Annotated in this window: 23 protein-coding genes and 1 tRNA gene; 8 read left to right on the top strand and 16 right to left on the bottom strand. The window is 57.0% G+C overall.

The genetic code is table 11. From position 1 onward, the window contains the following. Positions 1-79 precede the first annotated feature (79 nt). Positions 80-670, bottom strand: coding sequence for a TetR/AcrR family transcriptional regulator (locus AC2FLD_RS03705; RefSeq protein WP_050603280.1), 591 nt, complete (start codon positions 668-670; stop codon positions 80-82). A 57-nt stretch (positions 671-727) separates the two neighbouring features. Then, positions 728-1,102 carry a hypothetical protein gene (locus AC2FLD_RS03700; RefSeq protein WP_496667428.1) on the bottom strand — a complete coding sequence of 125 codons (375 nt, stop codon included), beginning with the start codon at positions 1,100-1,102 and terminating at the stop codon, positions 728-730. 90 nt (positions 1,103-1,192) lie between these two features. Between AC2FLD_RS03700 and AC2FLD_RS03695 the strand changes: the two genes are divergently transcribed. Continuing rightward, positions 1,193-1,951 (top strand): alpha/beta fold hydrolase, encoded by a 759-nt coding sequence (locus tag AC2FLD_RS03695; RefSeq protein ID WP_496667672.1) that lies wholly within the window; start codon positions 1,193-1,195, stop codon positions 1,949-1,951. Here the strand turns inward: AC2FLD_RS03695 and AC2FLD_RS03690 are convergent, their stop codons facing one another. From AC2FLD_RS03690 to AC2FLD_RS03665, 6 genes are all read right to left on the bottom strand, one after another. Continuing rightward, complete coding sequence (locus AC2FLD_RS03690) at positions 1,952-2,137, bottom strand: hypothetical protein (RefSeq protein ID WP_496667429.1); 186 nt, start codon at positions 2,135-2,137, stop codon at positions 1,952-1,954. It abuts the gene before it with no gap. A gap of 92 nt (positions 2,138-2,229) precedes the next feature. Next, entirely contained in the window at positions 2,230-2,607 is a 378-nt protein-coding gene (locus tag AC2FLD_RS03685; RefSeq protein WP_050603276.1) for a rhodanese-like domain-containing protein, read from the bottom strand. 78 nt (positions 2,608-2,685) lie between these two features. After that, entirely contained in the window at positions 2,686-4,038 is a 1,353-nt protein-coding gene (locus tag AC2FLD_RS03680; RefSeq protein WP_050603275.1) for an HlyD family type I secretion periplasmic adaptor subunit, read from the bottom strand. A 2-nt stretch (positions 4,039-4,040) separates the two neighbouring features. Further along, on the bottom strand, positions 4,041-6,263 hold the full coding sequence (locus tag AC2FLD_RS03675) for a type I secretion system permease/ATPase (RefSeq protein WP_496667430.1): 2,223 nt from the start codon (positions 6,261-6,263) through the stop codon (positions 4,041-4,043). A gap of 40 nt (positions 6,264-6,303) precedes the next feature. Beyond that, positions 6,304-8,259, bottom strand: a complete 1,956-nt coding sequence (locus tag AC2FLD_RS03670) for a type I secretion protein (RefSeq protein WP_496667431.1) — start codon at positions 8,257-8,259, stop codon at positions 6,304-6,306. A gap of 130 nt (positions 8,260-8,389) precedes the next feature. Beyond that, positions 8,390-10,684, bottom strand: coding sequence for a hypothetical protein (locus AC2FLD_RS03665; RefSeq protein WP_496667432.1), 2,295 nt, complete (start codon positions 10,682-10,684; stop codon positions 8,390-8,392). A gap of 602 nt (positions 10,685-11,286) precedes the next feature. On the opposite strand from AC2FLD_RS03665, the gene AC2FLD_RS03660 reads away from it, so the two are divergent. Continuing rightward, positions 11,287-12,039: a response regulator transcription factor gene (locus tag AC2FLD_RS03660; protein ID WP_496667433.1), complete on the top strand. Its 753-nt coding sequence runs from the start codon at positions 11,287-11,289 to the stop codon at positions 12,037-12,039. Next, on the top strand, positions 12,032-12,529 hold the full coding sequence (locus AC2FLD_RS03655; protein WP_496667434.1) for a hypothetical protein: 498 nt from the start codon (positions 12,032-12,034) through the stop codon (positions 12,527-12,529). The genes AC2FLD_RS03660 and AC2FLD_RS03655 overlap by 8 nt, the downstream gene beginning before the upstream one ends. A gap of 62 nt (positions 12,530-12,591) precedes the next feature. On the opposite strand, the gene AC2FLD_RS03650 is transcribed toward AC2FLD_RS03655, so the two are convergent. Beyond that, positions 12,592-12,677: transfer RNA gene (locus AC2FLD_RS03650), tRNA-Leu, on the bottom strand. Positions 12,678-12,845: 168 nt separating this feature from the next. Continuing rightward, on the bottom strand, positions 12,846-13,112 hold the full coding sequence (locus tag AC2FLD_RS03645; protein WP_050603271.1) for a DUF2312 domain-containing protein: 267 nt from the start codon (positions 13,110-13,112) through the stop codon (positions 12,846-12,848). 153 nt (positions 13,113-13,265) lie between these two features. On the opposite strand from AC2FLD_RS03645, the gene AC2FLD_RS03640 reads away from it, so the two are divergent. Continuing rightward, positions 13,266-13,484 (top strand): hypothetical protein, encoded by a 219-nt coding sequence (locus AC2FLD_RS03640; RefSeq protein WP_050603376.1) that lies wholly within the window; start codon positions 13,266-13,268, stop codon positions 13,482-13,484. Positions 13,485-13,492: 8 nt separating this feature from the next. On the opposite strand, the gene AC2FLD_RS03635 is transcribed toward AC2FLD_RS03640, so the two are convergent. After that, positions 13,493-13,708: a hypothetical protein gene (locus tag AC2FLD_RS03635; RefSeq protein ID WP_496667435.1), complete on the bottom strand. Its 216-nt coding sequence runs from the start codon at positions 13,706-13,708 to the stop codon at positions 13,493-13,495. Between the two features lie 243 nt (positions 13,709-13,951). Between AC2FLD_RS03635 and AC2FLD_RS03630 the strand changes: the two genes are divergently transcribed. From AC2FLD_RS03630 to AC2FLD_RS03615, 4 genes are read left to right on the top strand one after another with little or no spacing between them, the layout of a single operon-like run. Then, positions 13,952-14,815, top strand: coding sequence for an MBL fold metallo-hydrolase (locus tag AC2FLD_RS03630; RefSeq protein WP_496667436.1), 864 nt, complete (start codon positions 13,952-13,954; stop codon positions 14,813-14,815). Between the two features lie 26 nt (positions 14,816-14,841). Next, positions 14,842-15,270 carry a YeeE/YedE family protein gene (locus tag AC2FLD_RS03625; protein ID WP_496667437.1) on the top strand — a complete coding sequence of 143 codons (429 nt, stop codon included), beginning with the start codon at positions 14,842-14,844 and terminating at the stop codon, positions 15,268-15,270. Beyond that, positions 15,270-15,701, top strand: coding sequence for a DUF6691 family protein (locus tag AC2FLD_RS03620; protein WP_496667438.1), 432 nt, complete (start codon positions 15,270-15,272; stop codon positions 15,699-15,701). Before AC2FLD_RS03625 ends, AC2FLD_RS03620 begins: the two co-directional genes overlap by 1 nt. 9 nt (positions 15,702-15,710) lie before the next feature. Beyond that, on the top strand, positions 15,711-16,142 hold the full coding sequence (locus tag AC2FLD_RS03615; protein WP_496667439.1) for a protein tyrosine phosphatase family protein: 432 nt from the start codon (positions 15,711-15,713) through the stop codon (positions 16,140-16,142). Positions 16,143-16,146: 4 nt separating this feature from the next. On the opposite strand, the gene AC2FLD_RS03610 is transcribed toward AC2FLD_RS03615, so the two are convergent. The 5 genes from AC2FLD_RS03610 to AC2FLD_RS03590 form a co-directional block, all read right to left on the bottom strand. After that, positions 16,147-17,250 (bottom strand): FliM/FliN family flagellar motor switch protein, encoded by a 1,104-nt coding sequence (locus AC2FLD_RS03610; RefSeq protein ID WP_496667440.1) that lies wholly within the window; start codon positions 17,248-17,250, stop codon positions 16,147-16,149. Positions 17,251-17,328: 78 nt separating this feature from the next. Continuing rightward, on the bottom strand, positions 17,329-20,007 hold the full coding sequence (locus AC2FLD_RS03605) for an ATP-binding protein (protein WP_496667441.1): 2,679 nt from the start codon (positions 20,005-20,007) through the stop codon (positions 17,329-17,331). Beyond that, positions 20,007-20,312, bottom strand: a complete 306-nt coding sequence (locus AC2FLD_RS03600) for a hypothetical protein (RefSeq protein WP_496667442.1) — start codon at positions 20,310-20,312, stop codon at positions 20,007-20,009. The genes AC2FLD_RS03605 and AC2FLD_RS03600 overlap by 1 nt, the downstream gene beginning before the upstream one ends. Then, complete coding sequence (locus tag AC2FLD_RS03595) at positions 20,312-20,692, bottom strand: response regulator transcription factor (RefSeq protein WP_050603264.1); 381 nt, start codon at positions 20,690-20,692, stop codon at positions 20,312-20,314. Before AC2FLD_RS03595 ends, AC2FLD_RS03600 begins: the two co-directional genes overlap by 1 nt. A gap of 77 nt (positions 20,693-20,769) precedes the next feature. Then, complete coding sequence (locus AC2FLD_RS03590) at positions 20,770-22,062, bottom strand: helix-turn-helix domain-containing protein (RefSeq protein WP_496667443.1); 1,293 nt, start codon at positions 22,060-22,062, stop codon at positions 20,770-20,772. Between the last annotated feature and the right edge of the window lie 116 nt (positions 22,063-22,178).

Here is a 22,178-nt window from a genome sequence, read left to right as displayed (position 1 = left end):
TTCATGAACAACGTTCATAAAGTGGAGATGGCAATACCGTGAACGTCGTTCAAGTATTTACTGAACGTCGTTCATGAAACTATTTGTTTCCAATTCGTGAAAGAACCTGCGCAATCATGCGTTCGATCTGTTCCGGTGGAACGCCCGAGATACGGTTTTCCAGACCAAGGGTGACGATTCCGTGGACCGATGAGAACAATGCACGTGTCATCAGATCCATCTCGAACCGATCCAGTTCAGGGAACAATTCGCTGACGGGTTCGGCAATGAAAGAAAACAGCTCTTTCAATGCATTGCGATACCATTCCGGTACGGGGCCATCATCCGGCATCTGCAGGTCAAACAAGGCTCGCCATAAGTTGGCGTTTGCATCAGCGAAATGCAGATAGGCCGTACTCATGACAATCAGCCGTTGCACTGGGGGCTCGCTGCCATCAAAAGACGTTCCGACCGCTTGCCCCAGACGTTTGAACGTGCGCCCGTTCACAGCCATGACAATCGCGTTCAGATCCTCAAACACGTTATATATGGCCCCCAACGCGCATCCGGCGTCCTTGGCCAGATCGCGTGCACGAAGATCGCTCAGACCGTGTCGATCAATGCGTATCTCGGCGACCTCAACCAGTTTTTCGCGCAACTGCTCTCGCCGGATTTGTGCTTTGGTTGACATCGCGTCCTCGAATTTTGAACCACGTTCAGATCCCTGCGCATAGTCCAGAACCCAAGGTCAGATCAAGCCGCGCCACCACAGAAAAGCCAGCAGCAGTGTCGTCAGTGCCAGCAGGTTAAAGGCCAATCCACCCAACATACCCAGAAACCAGCCCCATCTTCGGTCAGCCAGATTGATTGCGCTGAGATGACCTTGCACCACCTCCGATGCGTGGTTCAGCTTGGGTGTGTCCAGAACCAGCCTCAGTTTGGGATGTGCAGCCATTGCCTCGGACCGGGCCAGCACCATGGCCTGTTTATAGACGCGTCGGGGAAGTCGCCGTTTGGCTTTTCGGATCGACGCCTCAAGCGTTTTATCCCGTACGCCAAGCTTGGCCCGCAACAAGGCCACGGTTTCTGCGATACGGGTTTGAATGTCTGGGTCTTGCGACATAGGGCGCCTCCTGCCGCGCAATCTAGCGTCTGGTTCATGGACCGACAATGGGGCTGGTCGTCAGCGGTGCGCGCGAGTATCACTCGGGATATGCTGAATACGATTTTACATGGCGCGCCAACCGCCCTTCCCCCGCTCATCATTGCACATGGCCTGTATGGATCCGCCCGCAACTGGGGCGTGATTGCCAAAAGGCTTTCGGACGAACGGCAGGTTGTGGCCGTGGATATGCGCAATCACGCCCGCAGCGCGTGGGGCCCCCAACATGATTATCCCCATCTGGCGCAGGATATTGCCGAAGTGATCGAACAAGTTGGCGGCTTGGCCGATGTGCTGGGTCATTCGATGGGTGGCAAGGCCGCGATGACGCTGGCGCTGCAACATGGGTCCTTGGTGAACAAAATGGTTGTCGCCGACATTGCACCGGTGAAGTACACGCACAGTCAGATCCAGTTCATCGAGGCCATGCGAGCGGTTGATTTTTCACGCATCGAACGCCGTTCGGACGCAGAGCAACAATTGGCTGAGCTGGGCGTTGAAAAAGCGCTGCAGAGTTTCTTCACCCAATCCCTGGACATCAATGGGAAACGCTGGCTTCTGAACCTGGATGTTTTGGCGGACCAGATGCCCAATATCATGGGCTATCCAGATCTGGATGCATCGTGGGACGGTCCCGCGCTGTTTTTGTCCGGTGGTGCGTCGGATTATGTCTTGCCGGAACATCGCGACAAAATCCGCGCGCTGTTTCCCAGCGCACGATTTGCCAAGATCCCCGGGGCTGGGCATTGGCTGCACGCCGAGAAACCGCGCGAGTTCGAAGCTGCCGTCAGAACGTTTCTGAATGCTTGATCATGCGCCCTGACAAAGCCGCTTGGCGACCATCCAGGAGGCCGGTACAGCGATCACGGCCCCTGCCGCAGCGGCACCAACAATTGCACTGACGGAAACCATCCCGGCAGACAATACGGCGATTACGGCCGAACCCGACAGGGCAGTTGCGATCAGTGAATACAGCATAGCGGCAAGGCGAAACATGGCCGGGCTTCCTTTTGGTGACTTCCGGTCAAACGTCACACGATTCGAATGTATTTCGCTTTGATTTGGGTCAGATGCGAAGCGGTTCTGTGTCAGGAATTGATAAGCTCGCCGCCTCCGTTCACCCAATCCACCAGGCCGCCCAGGTTGTAGACCTGCTGATACCCCATGTCTTTCAGCAACTTGCCAGCCAACGCTGCACGCCCACCCGAGGCGCAATGCAGAACGATGGGGCGATCTTTGCGCAGCTCCGGATCATGGGACTGCAGCGTGTCGTCTGCGCGAAATTCCAGCATTCCTCGTGGGATATGATGCGCCCCCGCAGCACGACCCGTGGCTTGCAGTTCCGTCGCATCGCGAATGTCCAGCAACAGCCCGCCCTGCTCCAGAATCGTCTTTGCCTGCGCGGTATCAATCCGCGCGACCACCGCATTGGCGGCCTCCATCATGTCTTTGACCGTCACCGGCATGCGTGTTCTCCTTCACCTCACCCGGCAAAGGCTAACATGCGAAGTTTGGAAGGTGTAGTCGTGACGGACGCAGTTGCCTCAATGTTCACGAAACGCGCGCGACATGCTGTCTGACACGGGCTTGGCGATATAGGCGGCAAAGGTCCGTTCTTCTGTCTGGATCATGATTTCAGCCGGCATCCCCGGCGTTGGAATAAAGCCGCTGACCCGTTGCAATTCATCCGGTGTCAGGGAAATGCGCGCCAGATATACTTCCTGTGGGCTGCCCGAGGTCTGTTCAGGCAAAGCATCAGCAGAAATATAGAAAACCTCGCCATACAACACTGGCGTCGTGCGCTGGTTCAATGCGATCAGACGGACCGAGGCTATCTGCCCTTGTACCACACTGTCGATTTCGGTGCGGGGAATCTGCGCCTCGATGATCAGAGGCGCATCGGCGGGCAAGATTTCGGCAATGGGTTCGCCGGTCTCAATGACGCCGCCCGGAGTGTGGTAATGCAACCGTACCACCGTGCCGGTCACTGGCGCCCGGACCACGGCCCGATCCAGAACGTTGCGGGCCTGACGAGATTTTTCACGCACGCTTTCCAGATCGGCTTCGATCACGCCCAGCTCATCCAGCGCGGCTTCACGATAGGCAGATCGGGTGCGCATGATCTGTTCGTCATATTTCAGCAGCATCTGGTTTATTTCGGCAGCTTCAGCCTGCAAGCGCGCCTGCTGTCCCTCCGCCTCGGCCTGAACGCGACGAATTGTGTTCAAGTCACCCTTGCGAACCAAACCCTTTTCGTACAGCTGGCTCTTGGCCTCGTACTCCTCCTGCAAGATCTCGGCACGCCGCATCATACTGTCCAGCTGAGCCTCAAACCCGCTGGACCGGATTTTCAACGCTTCCATGTTCCGCTCCAGTAGCGCGACATCGTTCAGAAGAGTCTTGCGCGACACATCAAAGCTGAGCTTTTGCCCATCGAGAATAGTCATGATTTCGACATCGTCAGACGCCTCGATAAGGTCCTGAGAAAACACAAGGCGGTCGCGTTCACCGTATTCGGCCAGCAGCCTTTGGGTCATGGCTTGCAGGCGCAGTTTGCGGATGAACAGCTCACGCTCATTGGCCTGCGCCGAGGTTTGGTCCAACGTCATCAGCACCTGACCGGCCTGAACCGACTGCCCTTCGACCACCTTGATATCTTCGATAATTCCACCCTCAAGATGCTGAACGATCTTATTGCGACCAGTGGCAACAAAACTACCTTGTGCGATTACCGCGGCTGCCAGCGGGGCGCTGAAAGACCAGACCCCAAAACCACCAAAGCACACCAAAAGCATGACGAGGCCGATAGCGATCAGCCGGTTGATTGAGCGCGGAACCTCGGCATACCAGAGCTGAGGGTCATCGGCAGAGTTTTTCACAGGTACGAGGTCATTCATGGTCAGCCCCCCTGCTGGCCTTCAATTCCGGTTTGTTTACGCGGCGCGTTGAGCTGTTGCAGAACCTGATCGCGCTGACCGAACAGGGCCACGCGCCCATCGGTCAGCAGCATGATCTTGTCGACCACGTTCAACAGCGTTGGCTTCTGCGTGATGACAACTACGGTGATCTTGCTTTCGCGCGCCTGTTCAATGGCGCAGGCCAGTGCCTTGTCCCCGGCGACGTCGAGGTTTGAATTTGGCTCATCCAGCACGACCAATCTCGGGTTGCCAAAGAATGCACGCGCCAGCGCAATGCGCTGCTTCTGTCCGCCCGACAAAGGCGAGCCATCTGCGGCCACTACGGTCTCATATCCTTGCGGCAGGGTTGCGATCATGTTGTGAACATCGGCCAGAACGGCAGCGTCGTGGATTTGTTCGTCGGTCGCATCTGCCCGCATCCGGCCAATGTTGTCCTTGATCGTGCCGGGAAACAGTTGAACATCCTGTGGCAGGTAGCCGATGCTTTCCCCGAACTGGCGCGGGTCCCAATTTCGAATATCCATCAAGTCCAGCCGCACACTGCCTGATGTAGGCAGAATGGACCCGACCAGCGTTTTCCCCAGCGTGGTTTTACCGGCACCGGAATTACCAATGATGGCCAGCGTTTCACCGGGAGTCAGCGAAAATGTGATCCCGTTCAAAACCACACGTTTGGTTCCACCGGGCACATATAACAAGCGTTCTACATCCATACGGCCTTCAGGACGCGGCAGGCGCAGCTTTTCGAATTGCAGGGCCGAGGTCGACAGCAAAGCCTTGATCCGCCCATAAGCCCCGCGTGTCAGCAAGTAGCTGTTCCAGCCCTCAATCGAGCCTTCGATGGGGGCAAAAGCACGCCCTGCAATGATCGAAGCAGCAATCACCATCCCGCCGGTGATCTCTCCTTGCAACGCCAGATATGCACCCCAGCCCAGAATTCCGATTTGAGTCAGCAGCCTGACAGCACGTGAGATCGCCGCAAAGATCACGTTGCGGTCCTGCGCACGCACCTGCCATGTCAGCGATTGGGCGGTGTCGCGACCCCAGATCCGCACAGCTTCGGGGATCATGGCCAGCGCGTTGATGATCTGGCTGTTGCGTGACATCGAATCCAGATGCAGGTTCGCCAGGGATTGCGCCTTGTTGGCTTCGGCAAAGGGTTTGGCCGTCATTTTCTGGTTGATCAGAGCGATCGTCATCAAGAGCAGCGCGGTCACGATAACAATCATGCCCAGCTGCGGATGCACCAGGAAAATCATCAGGATGAACAAGGGCGCGAAAGGTACATCCAGGAATGAGATCAGAGTACCCGACACCATAAAGCCGCGCAGTTGCTGCAAGTCGCCAAGCGTCTGATATTCGCGCCCATTGCCGTGCAACGAGGCATGGGCCGCAGCGCTTAGCACCGGCGCGCCCAGGCGGGCCGCCACTTCGACCCCTGTGCGCATCAGCATGAACCGGCGTACAGCATCGAAGGCCGACTGAAAGATCACCGCGCCTGCGACGATTGCGGTCAGCATGATCAGAGTGTCCAAAGACCGGCTGGTCAGAACGCGGTCACTGATCTGAAACAGATAGATCGGGATCGCCAGGATCAGGATGTTGGTGGCGCAGGTCAGAACCAGCACAAAGGCAAGGTTGCGCCAGATCGCCCGGATCGACACACGCAGGGTGCGTTGAAAATCCTCGGGCGGGGTGCGCTTGTGAAAAGTTTGGGGTGGCCCTTTGCCATCACCGCCGCCGGTCTGATTATGCAGCAGTGGCTGGTTCGCCTCGGCCTCGATCGTGGTGCCCATGCGATTTTCGCCGGCTGCGCGAGCAGAGGGGGTCTTACGCGCAGTCGTTTCCTCGGCGGTTGACTGATCGGGACCACCAGCGTCGGCCACCCCATGGCCGCCACCCGCCGGGTCCGTGTCTTGAGCGGGTCGCGGCTGCGCACGCCGATGGGGAGGATCAGCGCGCCGTTCTTCGCGTGAGTGGTGTTGTTCTTCGGATTGCTTCATTGTCTCAGATTCAACTGAAGTGTTCGGGTCCGGGGCTGACACACGCATCTGTTGTGTCAGATGCAAACGTGGTGCCGGTCTTGGCCCTTGGGGCACGGGTCTTACCCTTTCGCCAAGACTTTGGATTTGCGGCCCTCCTCCGCCCTGCCTGTCCAGCGGGCTGGACAAATACGGGCGGCGCGACGTGAATACGATCGACATTTATTAACCTTTTGGTCACTCGGTAAAAATACGGGAAAAATCAGGCCAGCAAGGTTTGCAGGCCATCGTCGTTGGTCGTGGGATCGGTTGTTGGAGAGGTCAAAGCCAACGCAGCATCAGGCTGCGCGATGCTCATATCGCTCATTATGGCGGCGATGGCTTCATTGGTCATTGTCGTTATGTCTTCATTGTTCGGCATATCCAGCAGGCTGGCCTGATGCAGCATCAGATCGGAATATGCCCCGTTGGCGGCCATGATTGTCGAATCCACACCCATCTTGGTTACACTTGCGCTATTCAACAGGGCGTTGCTGCCAGCCACCACCTGTGTCTGGGGCGCATCAGGGCCGGACAGTTCGATGTCATCCTGATCCTGCATTACGGTGGTCTGTTCGACGACGTTCACCTGCAACAGATCTCCGTCGATCTTGAGAACGCGTATCTGCTCCATTCCAGCGAAATTGGGATCATTCAACAACGCATCCTCAAGCGCTGCTATGTCGTCATCAGCCAGTGCCATGGTGTCAGACATTTCGTGGGACATGTCCTGATAGGTATCGTCCCCGACCGTTTTGACAGAGGCTTCGTTCATGACCAGATTTTCGTCGTCCCCGGCCTCGTCTCCGTCCGCTGCCGGGTCCATGCCGCCGCTGATGACGTCGTCATCCACCAACACGATCGTCTGGTTTACAACGTCTACCGAGATCATGTTTCCGTCGATGATGATCACATCATAGTAATTGCCCAGCTGGATCAGGTCAGAGACATTGTACATTTCGTTGTCGCCCAGCGCGTACACGGTCGACGAAGCTGAAATCTCGGTCTCGATTTGGTCGATATCCGTAGCATCGATATCTTGCTTGATGAAATTTGCGACAACCAGATCACCCTGAACATGGTCGACGATGACAATCGGTGCCGCACCCGCAGCGCCAGACGTTGCACCAAGCCAAGGTGCTGTTTTGGATTCGACCTCGATTTGCGACGTCTGCACGATGTTGGTGCCACTGCCTGTTCCCGGAGCACCTTGATCCCAGTCGGAAACAACTGCGACCTGGCTAATGGCAGTCAGGCTAACCGCCTGCCCTCCTACGGCAATGATTGGGGCATCCACCCAGGCGACGGTCGCCGCCATTGCATTGATTGCCACGTTGCCGCCGGTCACGACCAAATGCCCGTCATCAAATTCGGGGTCTTTTGACTGATCCCATTCATCAGGAAACGGAAGTTCAGCTGAGTCACTTGTATCTTCGGGCTGGTGGAATTCGGGTAACAGGTCTTTCCATACCGGTGCGTCTGCCACGTGTTTGCCATTGACGATCACACCCAACGCTTCACTGCCGTGAAACTGGTGCACCGTCACGCCCTCTATGTCTGAGGTCATCGGGGTCATCATCTGTTCGGCCAGCGCGTCGAGCATTTCCGTCGATTGGTAGTCCGCGAGTGAAAAAGACGGCGCGGCAACCGCGTGCAGCGACAGCGCCATGTCCAGCATCTGCTTACCCTGGGCCATAAGCGTCTCGGGATCCCGAAAATCGCCCTCGCCCACAACGTCATTGTCGCGCATGAAAACAGTCTGCACGGTGACGGTTACTGCTGATCCTAACGGTACTGTTTCTGGCGGTAGAATGATCAATTCGACAAAGGAAGACGGGCCAGTATCGCCTGCTTCGCTCTCTGGCACAAAACGAACGGGTTGCCCGGGGCCGTCGACAATAATCACCGATTCCGACACCGGCACACTGGGCGCATTCGGCAGCGGCATTTCGGGGTCAGAAGGTTGAAAGCTGTAGGGCAGCGCTTTGTACACACCCGCAGGAATATCCAAATCTGCCTTGATATGGATCGAGGCCGGATCTTCCAGCCCCTCAATTTCGGCTTTGCGCCTGAGCGCTGTAAATTCCTCGTACTGATCCCTCAGCCGGGACTGTTCGATTGTAAGCTCAAAAGTTCCAACAAAATGCGCTATCGTTTCAGAAATACTGTCAAGGGCCATGTCGGTTTTCCTTTACACCCGTGTCGGCAAAAATTTCCGCTTTGGGTCAGTTGGGCCGAGGCCGCGATTTACGGCCTCGGCAGTTTTGAAAGATCAACGGGGCCCGAAAATACGAACCCCGCTATTTGACTTAAACGTCAGTGTCGTCGCTTGCAGACGAAACGTTCATCGAGCCGCCAACCATGGTCGTATCGACCGAGTTGCCAAGCACGTTGGCACCCATAATGATCGACTGGTTGAAAGCCGAAGTATCGACCACTGCCGCAGCCGAGGCATAGGACTCGCCGGTCACGATACCATCGCCACCATTGTTCGCGCCCCACGTTCCGCCATTGCCGCCTGCTCCACCATCGCCGGAATAGGCCCCGGCCGCGCTGCCGCCCGTGATGGTGCCACCCATGGTGTCACCCGAGGTTGCGCTGCCCATCGAGGCTCCGCTGGTTCCGCCATTTGCGGCTGACGCGCCACCGGCACCACCAGCACCCGAGTTGGCTGCACCCGTTGCGTCACCAGATCCGGTCGAGGTCGCATCGTTGTCAGAGCTACCCGCGCCACCATATCCGGCAATCGCTTCGGCCAAGCTGTCAGCGGCACCATTGGTGTCCGCATCTCCGAATACATCAGCGGCTCCGCCATCACCTGCGGTATTGGCCGCATCAGCAGATCCCGCACCGGTGCCGCTTGAGGTAGACGTCGGAGTTGTGCTGCCACCTGCTCCACCGTCACCATCAGCAGCCGATGTTCCGGAACCCATTGCATCTGCTGCGCCGTCGGCTGTATTCGAACCGCCGTCACCGCCGCTGCCATCCGTGGCTTGCGAATTACTGGCTGAACCGTTCACGTCACCGGGGCTCTGGTCGATATCCGGTCCGCTTGCCGACTGATCACCAACGCCCTGGGCGTCGGAAGTTGCGTCCGCTGTTCCACCGGAACCATCGCCACCCGAGCCATCGCCAGCCGTACCATCACCGCCAGAACCATCTCCTCCGGTTCCGTCGCCGCCGGTTCCGTCACCGCCTTCGCCGGGTTCGGCATCAATCATGCCAAGCTCTTCCTGCAGTTCCATGATCGCGGCTTCAAGCAACGCGGCAAAGCCACCTTCGCCGTCACCACCGGTTCCGTCACCACCTGTTCCGTCACCACCGGTTCCATCACCGCCTGTGCCGTCACCACCGGTTCCGTCACCGCCTGTGCCATCAGCCGAGCTGTCCGCGCCACTGTCTGCGGTGCCATCAGCAGTGTTATCACCCGCAGTGGCGTTATTGGCTTCGGTGTCGCTGTCGCTGGTGTTCGAGGCTGAACCTTCTGTCGCGGCGCTACCGTCACCGCCGTCTGATCCGGACGCATCCGTGGCATTGTCCGCCGTACCGGTACCGGTTCCGGTTGAATCGGAATCACTGTTGCCGCCATCTGCGTTGCCCGATGAGCTTGCTCCTGACAGGCCAAGGCCCAGACCCAGACCAAACGAATCCGCGCTGCCACCGGCACCGCCAGTACCAACGCCATCGGCGCTCGTGCTGCCATCGTTGTCCGAAGAAGACGAGCTGTCAGCAGCACCGCCATTGCCGCCCGAGCTGTCGCCCGTCGCGCCGGCTTCGGATGTCCCCACGCCCATGCTTGAGTTGGACGCGTCACCCGAAGAGCCTCCGTTTCCGCCGTCCGAGTCCCCGTCAGCACTGCCGGTATCGCCACCAGCGGCCCAGGCATGGCTGCCCAATGTTGACGAGTCTGCCGCGCCACCAACCGTGGTGCCTCCGTCGCCAGAGTTTCCGCCATCCGCATTCGCTCTGATACCTTCAGCTGCCGTGGCAGTACCGCCATTGGCGTTGCCGTTCTGGGTAAAGCCCGCATTGTTCGACACGGTCGCTGAATCCAGTGTGTCATCATCACTTAAGCTGGCAACCTGGTTGTTGACGGATGACATGGCCGTACCGGCACCATCCATCGAGATGTCCAGATTCATGTCATCGCCGGGATCATAGGTCAGGTCGCGGCCTGCGGTGATCACATCACCAACTGTTGCCGAGTCCCCAAGATCCAGATCGACCTGGTCATCGTCACGCGGAATCCACTCACCACCACCAAAATCGATATTGATGGCGTTGTTGTTCGAGTTGTCGTTGCTGTCATCACCAGCATCCAGCGTCTGCGACTGGTCTTGACCCTGATCCTGGCCCTGGTCCTGACCTTGGTCTTGACCCTGATCCTGACCCTGTTCCTGGCCCTGATCCTGACCTTGGTCCTGATCCTGACCCTGATCGTTCGAGTTGTCGACATTCTGATCTTGCTGCTGTTGTTGCGCTGTCAGATCGGCCTCGACAAAGGCTTCCTCTACAGGAATTTCAACATTGACCGGAGCATCCAGATTTTCGACGTTAATTTCATCGACGGTCGTTACATTGGTATTATTTGTATTGCGTCTCATGACAAAATCCCATTTCTGGAACGCCAGACCGCCATTCATCTACAAAGCGGTATCAGGCGCGGTTGAAACAAAATAAACCACACGCAGCGAGACAAGCGCTGAATGCGGACGTTGCGTGTTTATTCGAGGCCACCTCCTTTCCCGGTTAAACCGAAAGCGTGACCCCCTAAAAACAAAGCTGAAATAAGCAAGGATCGGTCACGTCAGGGACAGACACTTCAGAAATTGAAGCTTGACCATGTTCGCAGCGACGAAAGCCTGCGGCTAGCTGACTGAAAGTACTATTGCCGCCTTAGCGTTGATTTTGTTCACTATTTTGAGAAAACACCGAAAAAGAAACCTGATCGGCGCTCAGGTTCTAGACAAAGATACTTTCAAAAAAATAATACCATTGTTTCCAATGGTTACACAAAGCGAGGTGTAAAAACCTAACCAATAGTTCTAGGATATCAGAGCCAATCTTGCACCATCAGGTTGTAAATATTCGAGATTTAAGTTACGATTAGACATGTGTAATTAATTGATTAGTTAACGTTTTTTATTCCGAATATCTCCTTTGAATTACTCAATTTCTGGTTACGCCTGTTTTGTAGGGGGCAATAATGAGTAAGTCTTGTTTGAAAGAAACTTCCAGTCAGAGCATCTGTTCCGAAGAGTTATCGATCGTCTTTATTGGGAAAGAACTCTTCTATTCCAATCAAACACTCAGAAGTGTCCAGACCGAGTTCGGCGTGCGCGCAAAGCGGTTCGAAACGCTTGAGGCAATGAGCGACCAAGACCCGTCCGGAAGCAAGATCATCGTTGTCGACCAGATGATGATCGATGATCTGCTGTCGCGTCCCAAAGCCTATACCAAATGTACAGGTTCGGGCTGTCTGGCCATTGCCTACCGCAAAGAGGAACCGGCCCGGCGTCTGTTTCAGGGATGGGATCGCACGCAGTTGGGCGAGATCGGGTTTCTGCCGATGAACGTTGCACCAGATGCATGGCGCGCAATCCTCAGACTGTTGATGCATGAAGAGTTGTATTTGCCGAGCTTCCTGGCTGATTGCGTGGCCGTCACACAACAGCCCCCCTCGCCCAATGCGATACAGTCGCCACCGCCCGCGCCAAATGGCAGCGAGCTGCAGTCGCGTTACTCCAAGCTGACGCGCCGCGAGAAACAGGTGCTACAACTGGTCTCGCACGGCAAAAGCAACAAACTGATCGCAGCCAAGCTGGGGATCACCGAACATACGGTCAAGCTGCACATGCACAACGTCGTTGGCAAGATCGGTGTCAGCAACCGGACCGCTGCGGCTCATTTCTTTTTTGAGGTCGCGCCTCATGCGGCGCAGCTGTCCGCTCTTGACTGACACGTTCGAAACCCGGTTCGACCACCTGATCCTTTTGGTGGGCAGGTTGAACTATATGTGGACCAACACCGAAAGCCTGTTGATCCACCTGATTGCGGGCCTGACAGGGGCGTCCAAAGATGTGTCCGTCATAATCTTTCTGACCTTGAACACCACCCGTGCGCGAATCGATCTGGTCGAACGGTTGGCCAAGATGGACGGACGACCGTCCCAGATCCGCGACCCGATCCTTGTACATACACAGCGCCTGGCAAAGCTTTCGGGCATCCGTAACAAGTACAACCATTGTATCTATTCATTCGACCCCGAAAGCGGAAACCCAAAGACCATCCTGATGCGGATCGCGGATCGCAAAACCGACATCAAACTCGGCCGCGAAGATACCGTAGATGACGAGGCACTGCGCGAGATAGAAAGTGTTGTCCAGAAGCTGTCGGCAGCAAACCGGGACATTTGGAAGCTGATCCAGGATCTGGGCTATCCGGTTTAAATCAGACGCCCAGAGTCCGCTTGAAGTGCCTGTGATACTCGGTGTTTTCGAGAAGACGTGTCTGGTGCGGGCGGTGGGACTCGAACCCACACGGGCATACGCCCTTCAGATTTTAAGTCTGATATGTCTACCATTCCATCACGCCCGCACGGCGCAGCCCTGTCGGGCCTTCCAGTTTCCTTACAATCACAACTGGATGAGAACAATGCGCTTTGACGCAAAAGCCGCGAATTGTGGCCGGAAGCCTAATCAATAGACAACCACACTCCTCAACCCGAAAAGGGAGAGGCGCTGCCCCTCCCCGGTTTGAAACTGCTCACATGCCCAGCGCTTCTTTGTACATCTCCAAAACCGCCTCTTCCTCGGCGATGTCGTCCTTGTCCCGCTTGCGCAGTGCGACCACTTTCCGCAGTATCTTGGTGTCGTAACCCCGTGCCTTGGCCTCGGCCATGACTTCTTTTTGCTGCTCGGCCAAGTCTTTCTTTTCCGCATCCAGACGCTCGAACCGTTCGATGAACTGGCGCAGCTCGCCTGCAGTCACGCGATAGTTGGCGGCGGCCTGATCTTCGATGATGTCTTCCATATGCGTCTCTCCCAAAGGCTGAAAATCTGATGCAGGATGCCGGATACAATGCTGCCGCCCGGGTCGCAAGCACCCAATCCCCAGGGCGCACTTGTACGACCTGCCCTGATCCTTTAAGCGCGAGGTCGGTTCACGAGGAAATGGGGGGGCATCATGTTCGAATTCATCACCTGGGGCGGTGCAGCCCTTTCTCTGGCCGGGCTCTGCGGTCTTGTCTGGTGTATTCTTCGTGTGATGAAAGCGCGCAAAGCCGGTCTGTCGGATGACGAATTGCGCGCGGTTGTTCAGGGCGTGCTTCCCTGGAACCTGGCCTCATTGTTCTTATCGGTTATTGGACTGATGATGGTCATCCTCGGGATATCCTTCGGATGACCGCCCGTTCAGATAGGTAAGTTGTCGAACTGCGCTTCCATCGCGTCTTCGCACAACGCGGCGTCCAGTCGACGCAGGCGAGATGGCACAGGCATCCCCTGCCGCCGCATACGGTCAACAACTTTGCTCACACTCGGCTGAAGCGCCAAACGCGTATCCAAGCACGCGTTCCTGAGCTTTTGTTCAAGCTGCTCCGCTTCGGAATAAAGACCATTTGCTGTCATAATATCCTCCCAGGTGTTGCCAGTATTCCAGATATAGGTAACGGGAATGCGACCCGCAGATAATAACATAAACTTGTGCGAGAATTCGCCTGACATATACGTAAATTCGGCAATTCGGCGCAGATGGGCTAAGGTTTAATCCATTTTAATCGAAACTGCCTTGATGCGCATCAAATTCAGATTGGCGGTTGCGTCACATTCCAATTTACATATATGATATTGGCAACCGCAACGGAGGACCTCATGACGCCCACAGTGAAAGCGTTTTTCGACGATCAGACCTTTACTGTGTCCTACGTTGTTCACGAACCACAAGGACGCGCCTGCGCCATCATCGACAGTGTTTTGGATTTCGATCATGCCTCAGGGCGGACGGCGACAACGTCAGCGGATCAGATCATCGACTTTGTGCGCAGTCGCGAACTCAAGGTTGAGTGGATTCTGGAAAGCCATGTTCATGCCGATCACCTGTCTGCTGCCCCCTATGTGCAACAGGAACTGGGCGGCAAAATCGGGATCGGCGCTCAGATCGTCGCTGTACAGGACACGTTTGGCAAGGTTTTCAACGAAGGAACCGAATTCCAGAGGGATGGCAGCCAGTTCGACGCATTGTTTTCGGAAGGCGACAGCTTTCATATCGGCCAAATGCGCGGAGACGTGCTGCACACCCCGGGGCACACCCCGGCCTGCCTGACCTATGTCATTGGCGACGCGGCCTTTGTGGGCGACACGCTGTTCATGCCCGATTTTGGTACAGCGCGGTGTGACTTTCCCGGTGGTTCTTCGGCGACCCTGTATGAATCGATCCAGAAAATTCTGACGCTGCCAGATGAGACACGCATCTATGTAGGCCACGACTACAAGGCCCCGGGTCGCGAAGAATACGCTTGGGAAACGACGGTAGGCGAGCAAAAGGCGCTGAACGTCCATATCGGACAGGGGCGCAGCATCGAAGAGTTTGTGGAAATGCGCGACGCACGTGATGCGACCTTGGCCATGCCACGCCTGATCTTGCCCTCTTTGCAGGTCAATATGCGCGCAGGACAGATGCCCCCGGCAGATGAGGAAGGTGATGTCTTTCTGAAACTGCCGGTCAACAAACTCTGACGCGTGTTAGCAAAGGGATAAACCTTATGAATATAGATTGGGTTTGGGGCCTGTGCGGCGGTCTACTGATTGGGCTGGGCGGAGCGGTTTACCTGCTTGGCAATGGCCGGATCATGGGCGCCAGCGGCATTCTGGGCGGCCTTGTTGACGGTAGCGCCCGAGATACGATGGCCGAGAAGTTGGCCTTTGTTGCTGGCCTGATCGGTATGCCAATTCTGCTGCGCCCGCTATTCGCGCCCGAGGTCCAAACGCACCTTACCAACAACTTGGGCCTTGTTGTCATAGCTGGTTTGCTGGTTGGCGTCGGCACACGTATCGCCAATGGCTGCACATCTGGTCACGGAGTGTGCGGCATTTCACGGTTTTCTCTGCGCGGAATCGTGGCCACTGTCTTTTATATTCTTGCCGGAGGCGTGACCCTCGTTCTGCTGCGCCATATTTGGGGGCTGATCTGATGCGCCTTTTTGTTGCACTGATTGCCGGATCACTGTTCGGGGCCGGATTGCTCATCTCGGGCATGACCGACACAACAAAGGTTCAAGGTTGGCTGGATGTGTTTGGCCAATGGGACCCGACCCTGGCCTTTGTCATGGGCGGAGCCATCTTGCCGATGCTGATCGCATGGCGATTGACAATCGGGCGTAAGGCTTTGATCGGGGGAGATTTTCCACCCCCTGCCAAACCCGAAGTGGATCGTAGGTTGGTTGTAGGATCGGTTCTGTTCGGGATGGGCTGGGGTCTGGTCGGACTGTGTCCCGGACCGGCCATGGCCTCGCTGAGTTATGGCGGGCTCGGCGGTCTGGTTTTTCTGGCCGCGATGACCGCAGGCATGTTCGCGGCCCCAATGCTGGGCGCGCAACTGGACAGAGCTGCAAACGCAGCCTAAGGAAATGGCATGGAGATTCGACCGATCACCCCCCGCTATGCCGTATCGCCGCAAATCACAGTTGAGGATGTGTCGGCGATAGCCGCTGCCGGTTTCGTCAAGGTGATCTGCAACCGGCCCAATGTTGAAGTACCTTCCATCATGCAGTCCGACGCAGTCGGAGATGCCGTGCGTGCTGCTGGTATGGAGTATGAAGTGCTGGAACTGACCCATCAGACCATGTCGCCCGAGAATGTGAAGCGGCAACGCGATATGGCGGAAAGCTGCAGCGGTCCTGTGCTGGCCTATTGCGCATCGGGTACACGGTGTTCGGTCGTCTGGGCCTTGGGTCAATGCGACCACATGAGTCCGGATGACATCCTGAGCGCGACGACCGATGCCGGATACCAGTTGGAAGGTCTGCGCCCGGCTCTGGAGCAACTCCGCGGCACCTCCGGCTAGGCCCCTAGTCTTCCCCGCTTCCCGGTTCTTGTGTGTTCAGCCCGGCAAGGTGAGAGATTTCGGCAACCATCCGTTCTGAATCTTCAATCAACGGATTATCCGGCACGATCTCTGTGCCTTCTGGTATCGACGCAGGTGGCAAAATGTCCACGTTGTTGGTGATTGGCTCTTGCACATTGTCCTGCGGGCGAAGCCTTCCTCGGCTTTCAATGAATTCCTGTGCCTCGGCACCGCTGAGCGCAGGTAGGGCAGCATGTTCATTCAGACGCACGGCTCGTAAACCGCCGCATTGGCCCAGGCGACCGACTCCTGCCCGCGTGCGGTCAATTGTCAGAACCACCGTTCGATCCAGACGCGCCCCAGGCAAAGGCAGAACATCATCAATCCGCATCGCGGACAGCGCGGACAAAGGCAGGGTCATCCGGCACAAGGCTGCATTCAAGTCAGCCCGCACCACGCCCGAGGATTGCTCAATCCGTGGGTCGGAATGTTCCGGATCCTGCTCAGCCACCTCCAGCGCAGCGGATGTTTCGGGCAAAAAGACCGATATGTGCCCCTGCCGCACCCCATTTGCCAGATCGACGGTCAGATCATAGCTGCGGTACACCTCATGGGTCATGGCCAGAGACAACTCGCGCAGGTTTGCCGCGCGTGTCGAATATTCATGCCCGGCCAGACAAACCGGTTCGTCGGCCGTATCGATCAGGTCGGCAGATCGGGTCAGCGCCGCTTCGATCAGGGGTGCCGCCATAGCGGCATCCGTATCGGTAAAGACCCGTGGGGCCGGGTCGACAGGCATCACTTCGCCAATCGTTTGGGTCTGGACGATGGCGGACACCACATGCGGGTCCAGACACACCGCCGAGCGCCCTTCAACCGCTTCAAAAACCAACAACAGCCAGTCCTGACCAATCGTTTCGCCAAGATCTTCCGCAGATCGGCTGGATTGTTTGGCCCCGATCACCGCAAGCGGCAAGTTCAGGCGATCCCCCGCAGCCCGCGCGAACCCCAAACGCAACGCCCGTAAACCCGAGCGCGGTCGGTCGCCCAAATCCTTCTTCCCAACGGACAGTTTCCGCGCCAAAGCGGCATTGACGGTTTCTGACATGTCGCCCGATCACCAATTGTTCCAGCAATTGGCAACAGGTGTACACCGCCGGACGTTACGAAGTTCTTTATAACTGTGTCACTGCGCAGCCTGTCGATGGGCCAATGGCAGACTGACTCGAAATGCTGCCCCGCCCTGCCCCGGCAAATAGCTGATCTCGCCCCCCAGCCGCTGCATGATCTCGCGGCAAATGGCCAGACCCAGTCCTGCCCCTCCGGCTTTGTCGCCACCAACGCGCGCGAATTTCTCGAACACCATCGAGCGCGCACCGGGTGGAATGCCGCTACCATTATCGATGAAATCAATGATAATGCGCCCGCCGACGTCATATGCAGAAATGGTCAGGACGGGCTCTTCTGCGTCACAGTATTTTTGCGCGTTAGAGATCAGGTTGATGAATACCTGCCCCAACCTGTCCAGGTCCGTGTGCAAGACAATCCGCTCTGCTGCACGTGCGCGTCGCACGCTGATCTTGCTACCTGCCCCGGCCAGTGCGCTGGACACTGCGCGATCCAGAAGCGAACGCAAGCTATCATCGCTGATGTTGAGGTTGACCTGACCATTCTCCAGAACGCTCAAGTCCAACAGATCGTCCAGCAGACGGGTCAGGCGCAACGCTTCGTCATGGATGATCGTGGCGTATCTGGTCTGTTCGTCCCCGCTCAACCCCTCGGCGTCGCGCATGATCTCGGAAAACGCCCGAATCGAAGTCATGGGCGTGCGCAATTCGTGACTGACCTGACTTAGGAAACTGTCTTTTTGCGCCGACACCTGCGTAAGTTTGGCATTTGCTTCACGCAGTTGCCGTGCCGTCCGGCTGAGCTCTGACGACTTCACTTCAAGCTGGCTGGAATACTCCAGCAGCTGCGCCGATTCATCGGCGACTGCCAACAGGTCTTCGACCGATACCGACGAGCCGCCTACGATCTGTCCGATCATCGCATGAGCTGTGGCCGTTCCAACCGACCCGCTCAACTCGCGCTCCAGGCGGCCAAGGAATGCCGGTGTCGGTTCGGGCAGGTGCGAACGCCCTCCCTGTTTCTCGGCCTCGGCCTGAAAGAACTCCTGCGCGGGACCGGTGCCCAGAATACGTTGGGTCATGATCATCAGATCTTCGCTTTGCGCGACCGAGCCGGACCAGCCACGTGGCGCGACCGAATGATCGAAGACATTGACAAACTGCGCGCCCTGTAACCGCTCCAACGGGCTGGGAAAGCTTAACAATGAGGCCACGCAAAACGCGATTGTGTTCAGCAACAGCGACCACATCACGGAATGGACGATCGGATCGATTCCTTCGATCCCGAACAGAGCCTGCGGGCGCAGCCAGCCTAAGCCGAACAACCCGTCCTGCAGCACGGATTCTGGCATCGACGCACCACTCATGCCGGGCAACAAGAGAGTGTAAATCCACAGCACAAAGCCAACCGTCAGCCCCACCAGAGCCCCGGTTCGCGTGGCCCCGCGCCAAAACAGACCGCCGACCAAAGCGGGCAGAATTTGGGAAATCCCAGCAAAAGCGACCAACCCGATCGACGCCAGCGCCGCACCTCCGCCAGACAGGCGGTAGTAGAAATAGCCCAACGCCATCACAACGGCGATGGACACGCGACGCGCCATCAAAACGATATTGCGCACATCGCCCGAGACCGAGCCCGTGCCCTCTTGCGTGTTCAACCAAATGGGCATGACGACATGGTTCGATACCATCGTGGACAATGCCATGGCTGTTACGATGACCATTGAGGTTGCAGACGAAAATCCACCGATGAAAGACAGCATTGCCAGCCAGTCGTTGCCCTGCGACAGGGGTACTGTCAGAACGAAAAGGTCGGGATTGGCCCCTTCGGGTAAAAGGTCCAACCCCACAACTGCGATGGGAACGACAAACAAGCTCATCAAAAGCAGATAGAGAGGAAAAGCCCAGGCAGCGGTTCTCAGGTGGCTTTCATCATCATTCTCGACCACCATCACCTGAAACATACGCGGCAGACAGATAAAGGCCGCCGCCGACAGGAAAATGAAGGTCGTCCACCGCCCGGCATCAACATGCCACTGCCCGATCTCCGACGCGTCGATCCGCTCCATCATGGCCGCGATACCACCAGCGATGCCCCATACGACAAAAACGCCGACCGCGATTAACGCAAACAATTTGACGACGGCTTCTACCGCGATGGCCGTGACCACCCCGTGGTGGCGTTCATTCACGTCCAGATTTCGCGTTCCGAAGAGGATGGCGAACACGGCCAAGCCAGCCGCAACCCAGAACACGCTGGACCCTTCGCGATACAGGCCCGATGGATCGGCTTCGGCGAAGATCGAGAAAGACAGCGTAATCGATTGTAGCTGTAGCGCAATGTAAGGCGTGCCGCCCAACACTGCCAGAATGGTAACGCAGACCGCCAGCGTGTTTGATTTGCCATAGCGAGACGACAGCAGGTCCGCGATAGAGGTCACTCTTTGACTGCGTCCCACACGCACCAATTTGCGCAGCCCCCACCACCAGCTGACCATGACCAGTGTAGGGCCAAGGTAGATCGTGACAAACTCCAACCCTGACCGCGCAGCGTTGCCCACGGCGCCGTAGAAGGTCCAAGCGGTGCAATAAATCGACAACGACAATGTGTAGATCAGCGGCGAGCGCAGCCATTTCCCACGCCCCGCCGCAGCCATGCGATCCGCAGCGAACGCAACGGCAAACAGAAAGACGACGTAGCCCAGACAAACCAGAATCAGAACGTTTATAGTGGCCATTACTCGGCCCCTGTATCAGGGTCCTCGGGCGTGCGCACGCGGCGCGCAACAAAGCCGAAGATCAGGCCAATCACGATCAGCGCACCCCAGCAGACGAAGATGTAAAATATTGCTGAGGACAAAGGCACGGCCGCATCACCGCTGGACCTATCCGGCCAAAGAAGCGGCAGCGCGAACAAGAGCGCCCCAAGAAACGGCAAAAGCCGGGCCGCATCGGTCAGCCTGCGACGGCGATAGCTTTGACGTTCCAGAAAAAGCGAGGGTCTCACACTCGGCGGCTGACCTTTTTCGCTCTCGTCTGACATTACATTTGGGTCGCCTGAGCGTGAAGATCACGCACAGCCGTCAACACTTCGGCGTTGGAAAACGGTTTGGTCATAAAGCGGCTGACGCCTGCATTTTCCGCCATTTCCCGGTCGCGCGACTGCCCGCGCGCTGTCAGCATCAAGACCGGAAGGCTTGCAAGCTCTTCCATCTCTCTGAGATCGCGCAGAATATCCATGCCGCTTTTGCCCGGCAGCATGACGTCCAGAATAACCAGATCGGGCTGAGCCCCCTGTATAACCTGAAGCGCATCGGTGCCATCGCCATGAATCTCGACCTGCCAACCCTCGCGGGTCAACAGGAACCGGATTGCCTCGGCAATGTTCGGCTCGTCCTCGATCAGCAGAACCTTACGGCTCATATTTTCAATTCCTCCCAAGACCGGTCGCCCATCCCAAGGCCGGTCACAGCCAGATTAAGCGTTCTGTCAGGAAAGTGTCAAAAACCTTCGCTCAAAATCGACGGCTCGCGGCGTGCGGTGCAGGTGTTGCTGGGACAGACCCGGCAGTTCGGCCCGACCTTTGTGACTGCTGCGTCGCCGGTTGTTTCCTGCACGGGGCGCACCAACATGACGGATCGATAGGCCGGATCCTGATCATATCCTGCTACCGTATGCGGCCAGGCATAGGCGAAACACTCGAACGTGGCCGAGGCCCGCCCAGTTTGTACAACGTGCTTGCGCACCGGAACCAATGGGCGGTTCAGAGCGGTAAATACTGGCCAAAGGGGGCAAGCCTCGCCATGTCTTGGCATGGCAAATCCCGAAACCGGCTTAAGGAACAAGATGCTGCCGGACGCATCGCACAACACCATGCCAACCGGTTCAGAAACGATACTTTCGGGCAAGAGTGCCATGCGCCGGAGGGCTGTCGCCATATCGACAGAAAAGTGACGTGCCAGGTCAATCGGGTCCGGGCCTTCGCCTTGAACAAATGAAGCAACTGCATCCAGTGGCATGGCTTGGGCATCAGCGCGGAGTGTTTCTAGCATATCACGCGCAACAGCCCGGGCCGCAGCAGTGTTGAGGTTGCCCAGATCAACTGAATCGACCTCACCCCCGTCCTCTAACTCTGGGAAAATGAAATCACGGGTCTGGAAGAACGCTTCAACCTCTTCCAACGGCACACCGCGCGGGTCGACCGCGGTATCGCTTTCGTCCAGAAACGTCACCAACGCCTTGGAACTGTCTGCCAACCGTTCGGCATCCTGATGCAGGTTTTTATGAAACCGTTCGCGCCATTCCGCTTCGATATCTTCGGTGTCAGCAAGAATCGCGGCCGTAGACCGAATCGCGGCTGCGGTTGACAGAACCTCGTGCATCGAGTCCGCAAGCTGGGGGTCATGGGTCAGCCGGTCCGACAGTATTTCGACATTGCGCTCCAACGAGACGACACGGCGATGCATCTGTGCCAGCACCCCCGCCCAACCGGGAAAGCGTCCGGCGAATTCTTCCAGACCATCCAACTCGGCCTGTTGGCCAACCGCATCCTCCGCCGCTTCGCGCAGCGCTGAAACCAAGGTGGCCTCGATCCCCTGCGTCAGCACAGAAGGTTCCACCGATAGCGCTGTGGCGATATCCACCAACAACTTGCCCCCAATCCGACGGCGATTGTGTTCGATCAGGTTGAGATAAGAGGCTGAAATCCCTGCCAAACGGGCCAATTCCGCTTGCCTGAGCCCTGCAATCTGCCGCCGCTCGCGTATACGGCTTCCAGTCAAAGTGTCACGCATGTTTGTATCCTCCTGACCAACGTCCAGCCAATCATCCAGGCATTATTTTCGAAACATACTATATATTTCTTCTACTTAGTCCAAAATTTTCAGGTTCAATTTACATCCTTTACATG

It is taken from the genome of Ruegeria sp. CDSA021, assembly GCF_059612325.1.
Note: the sequence above shows the minus strand (reverse complement) of the source record. Positions and strands in the feature narration are given on the sequence as shown.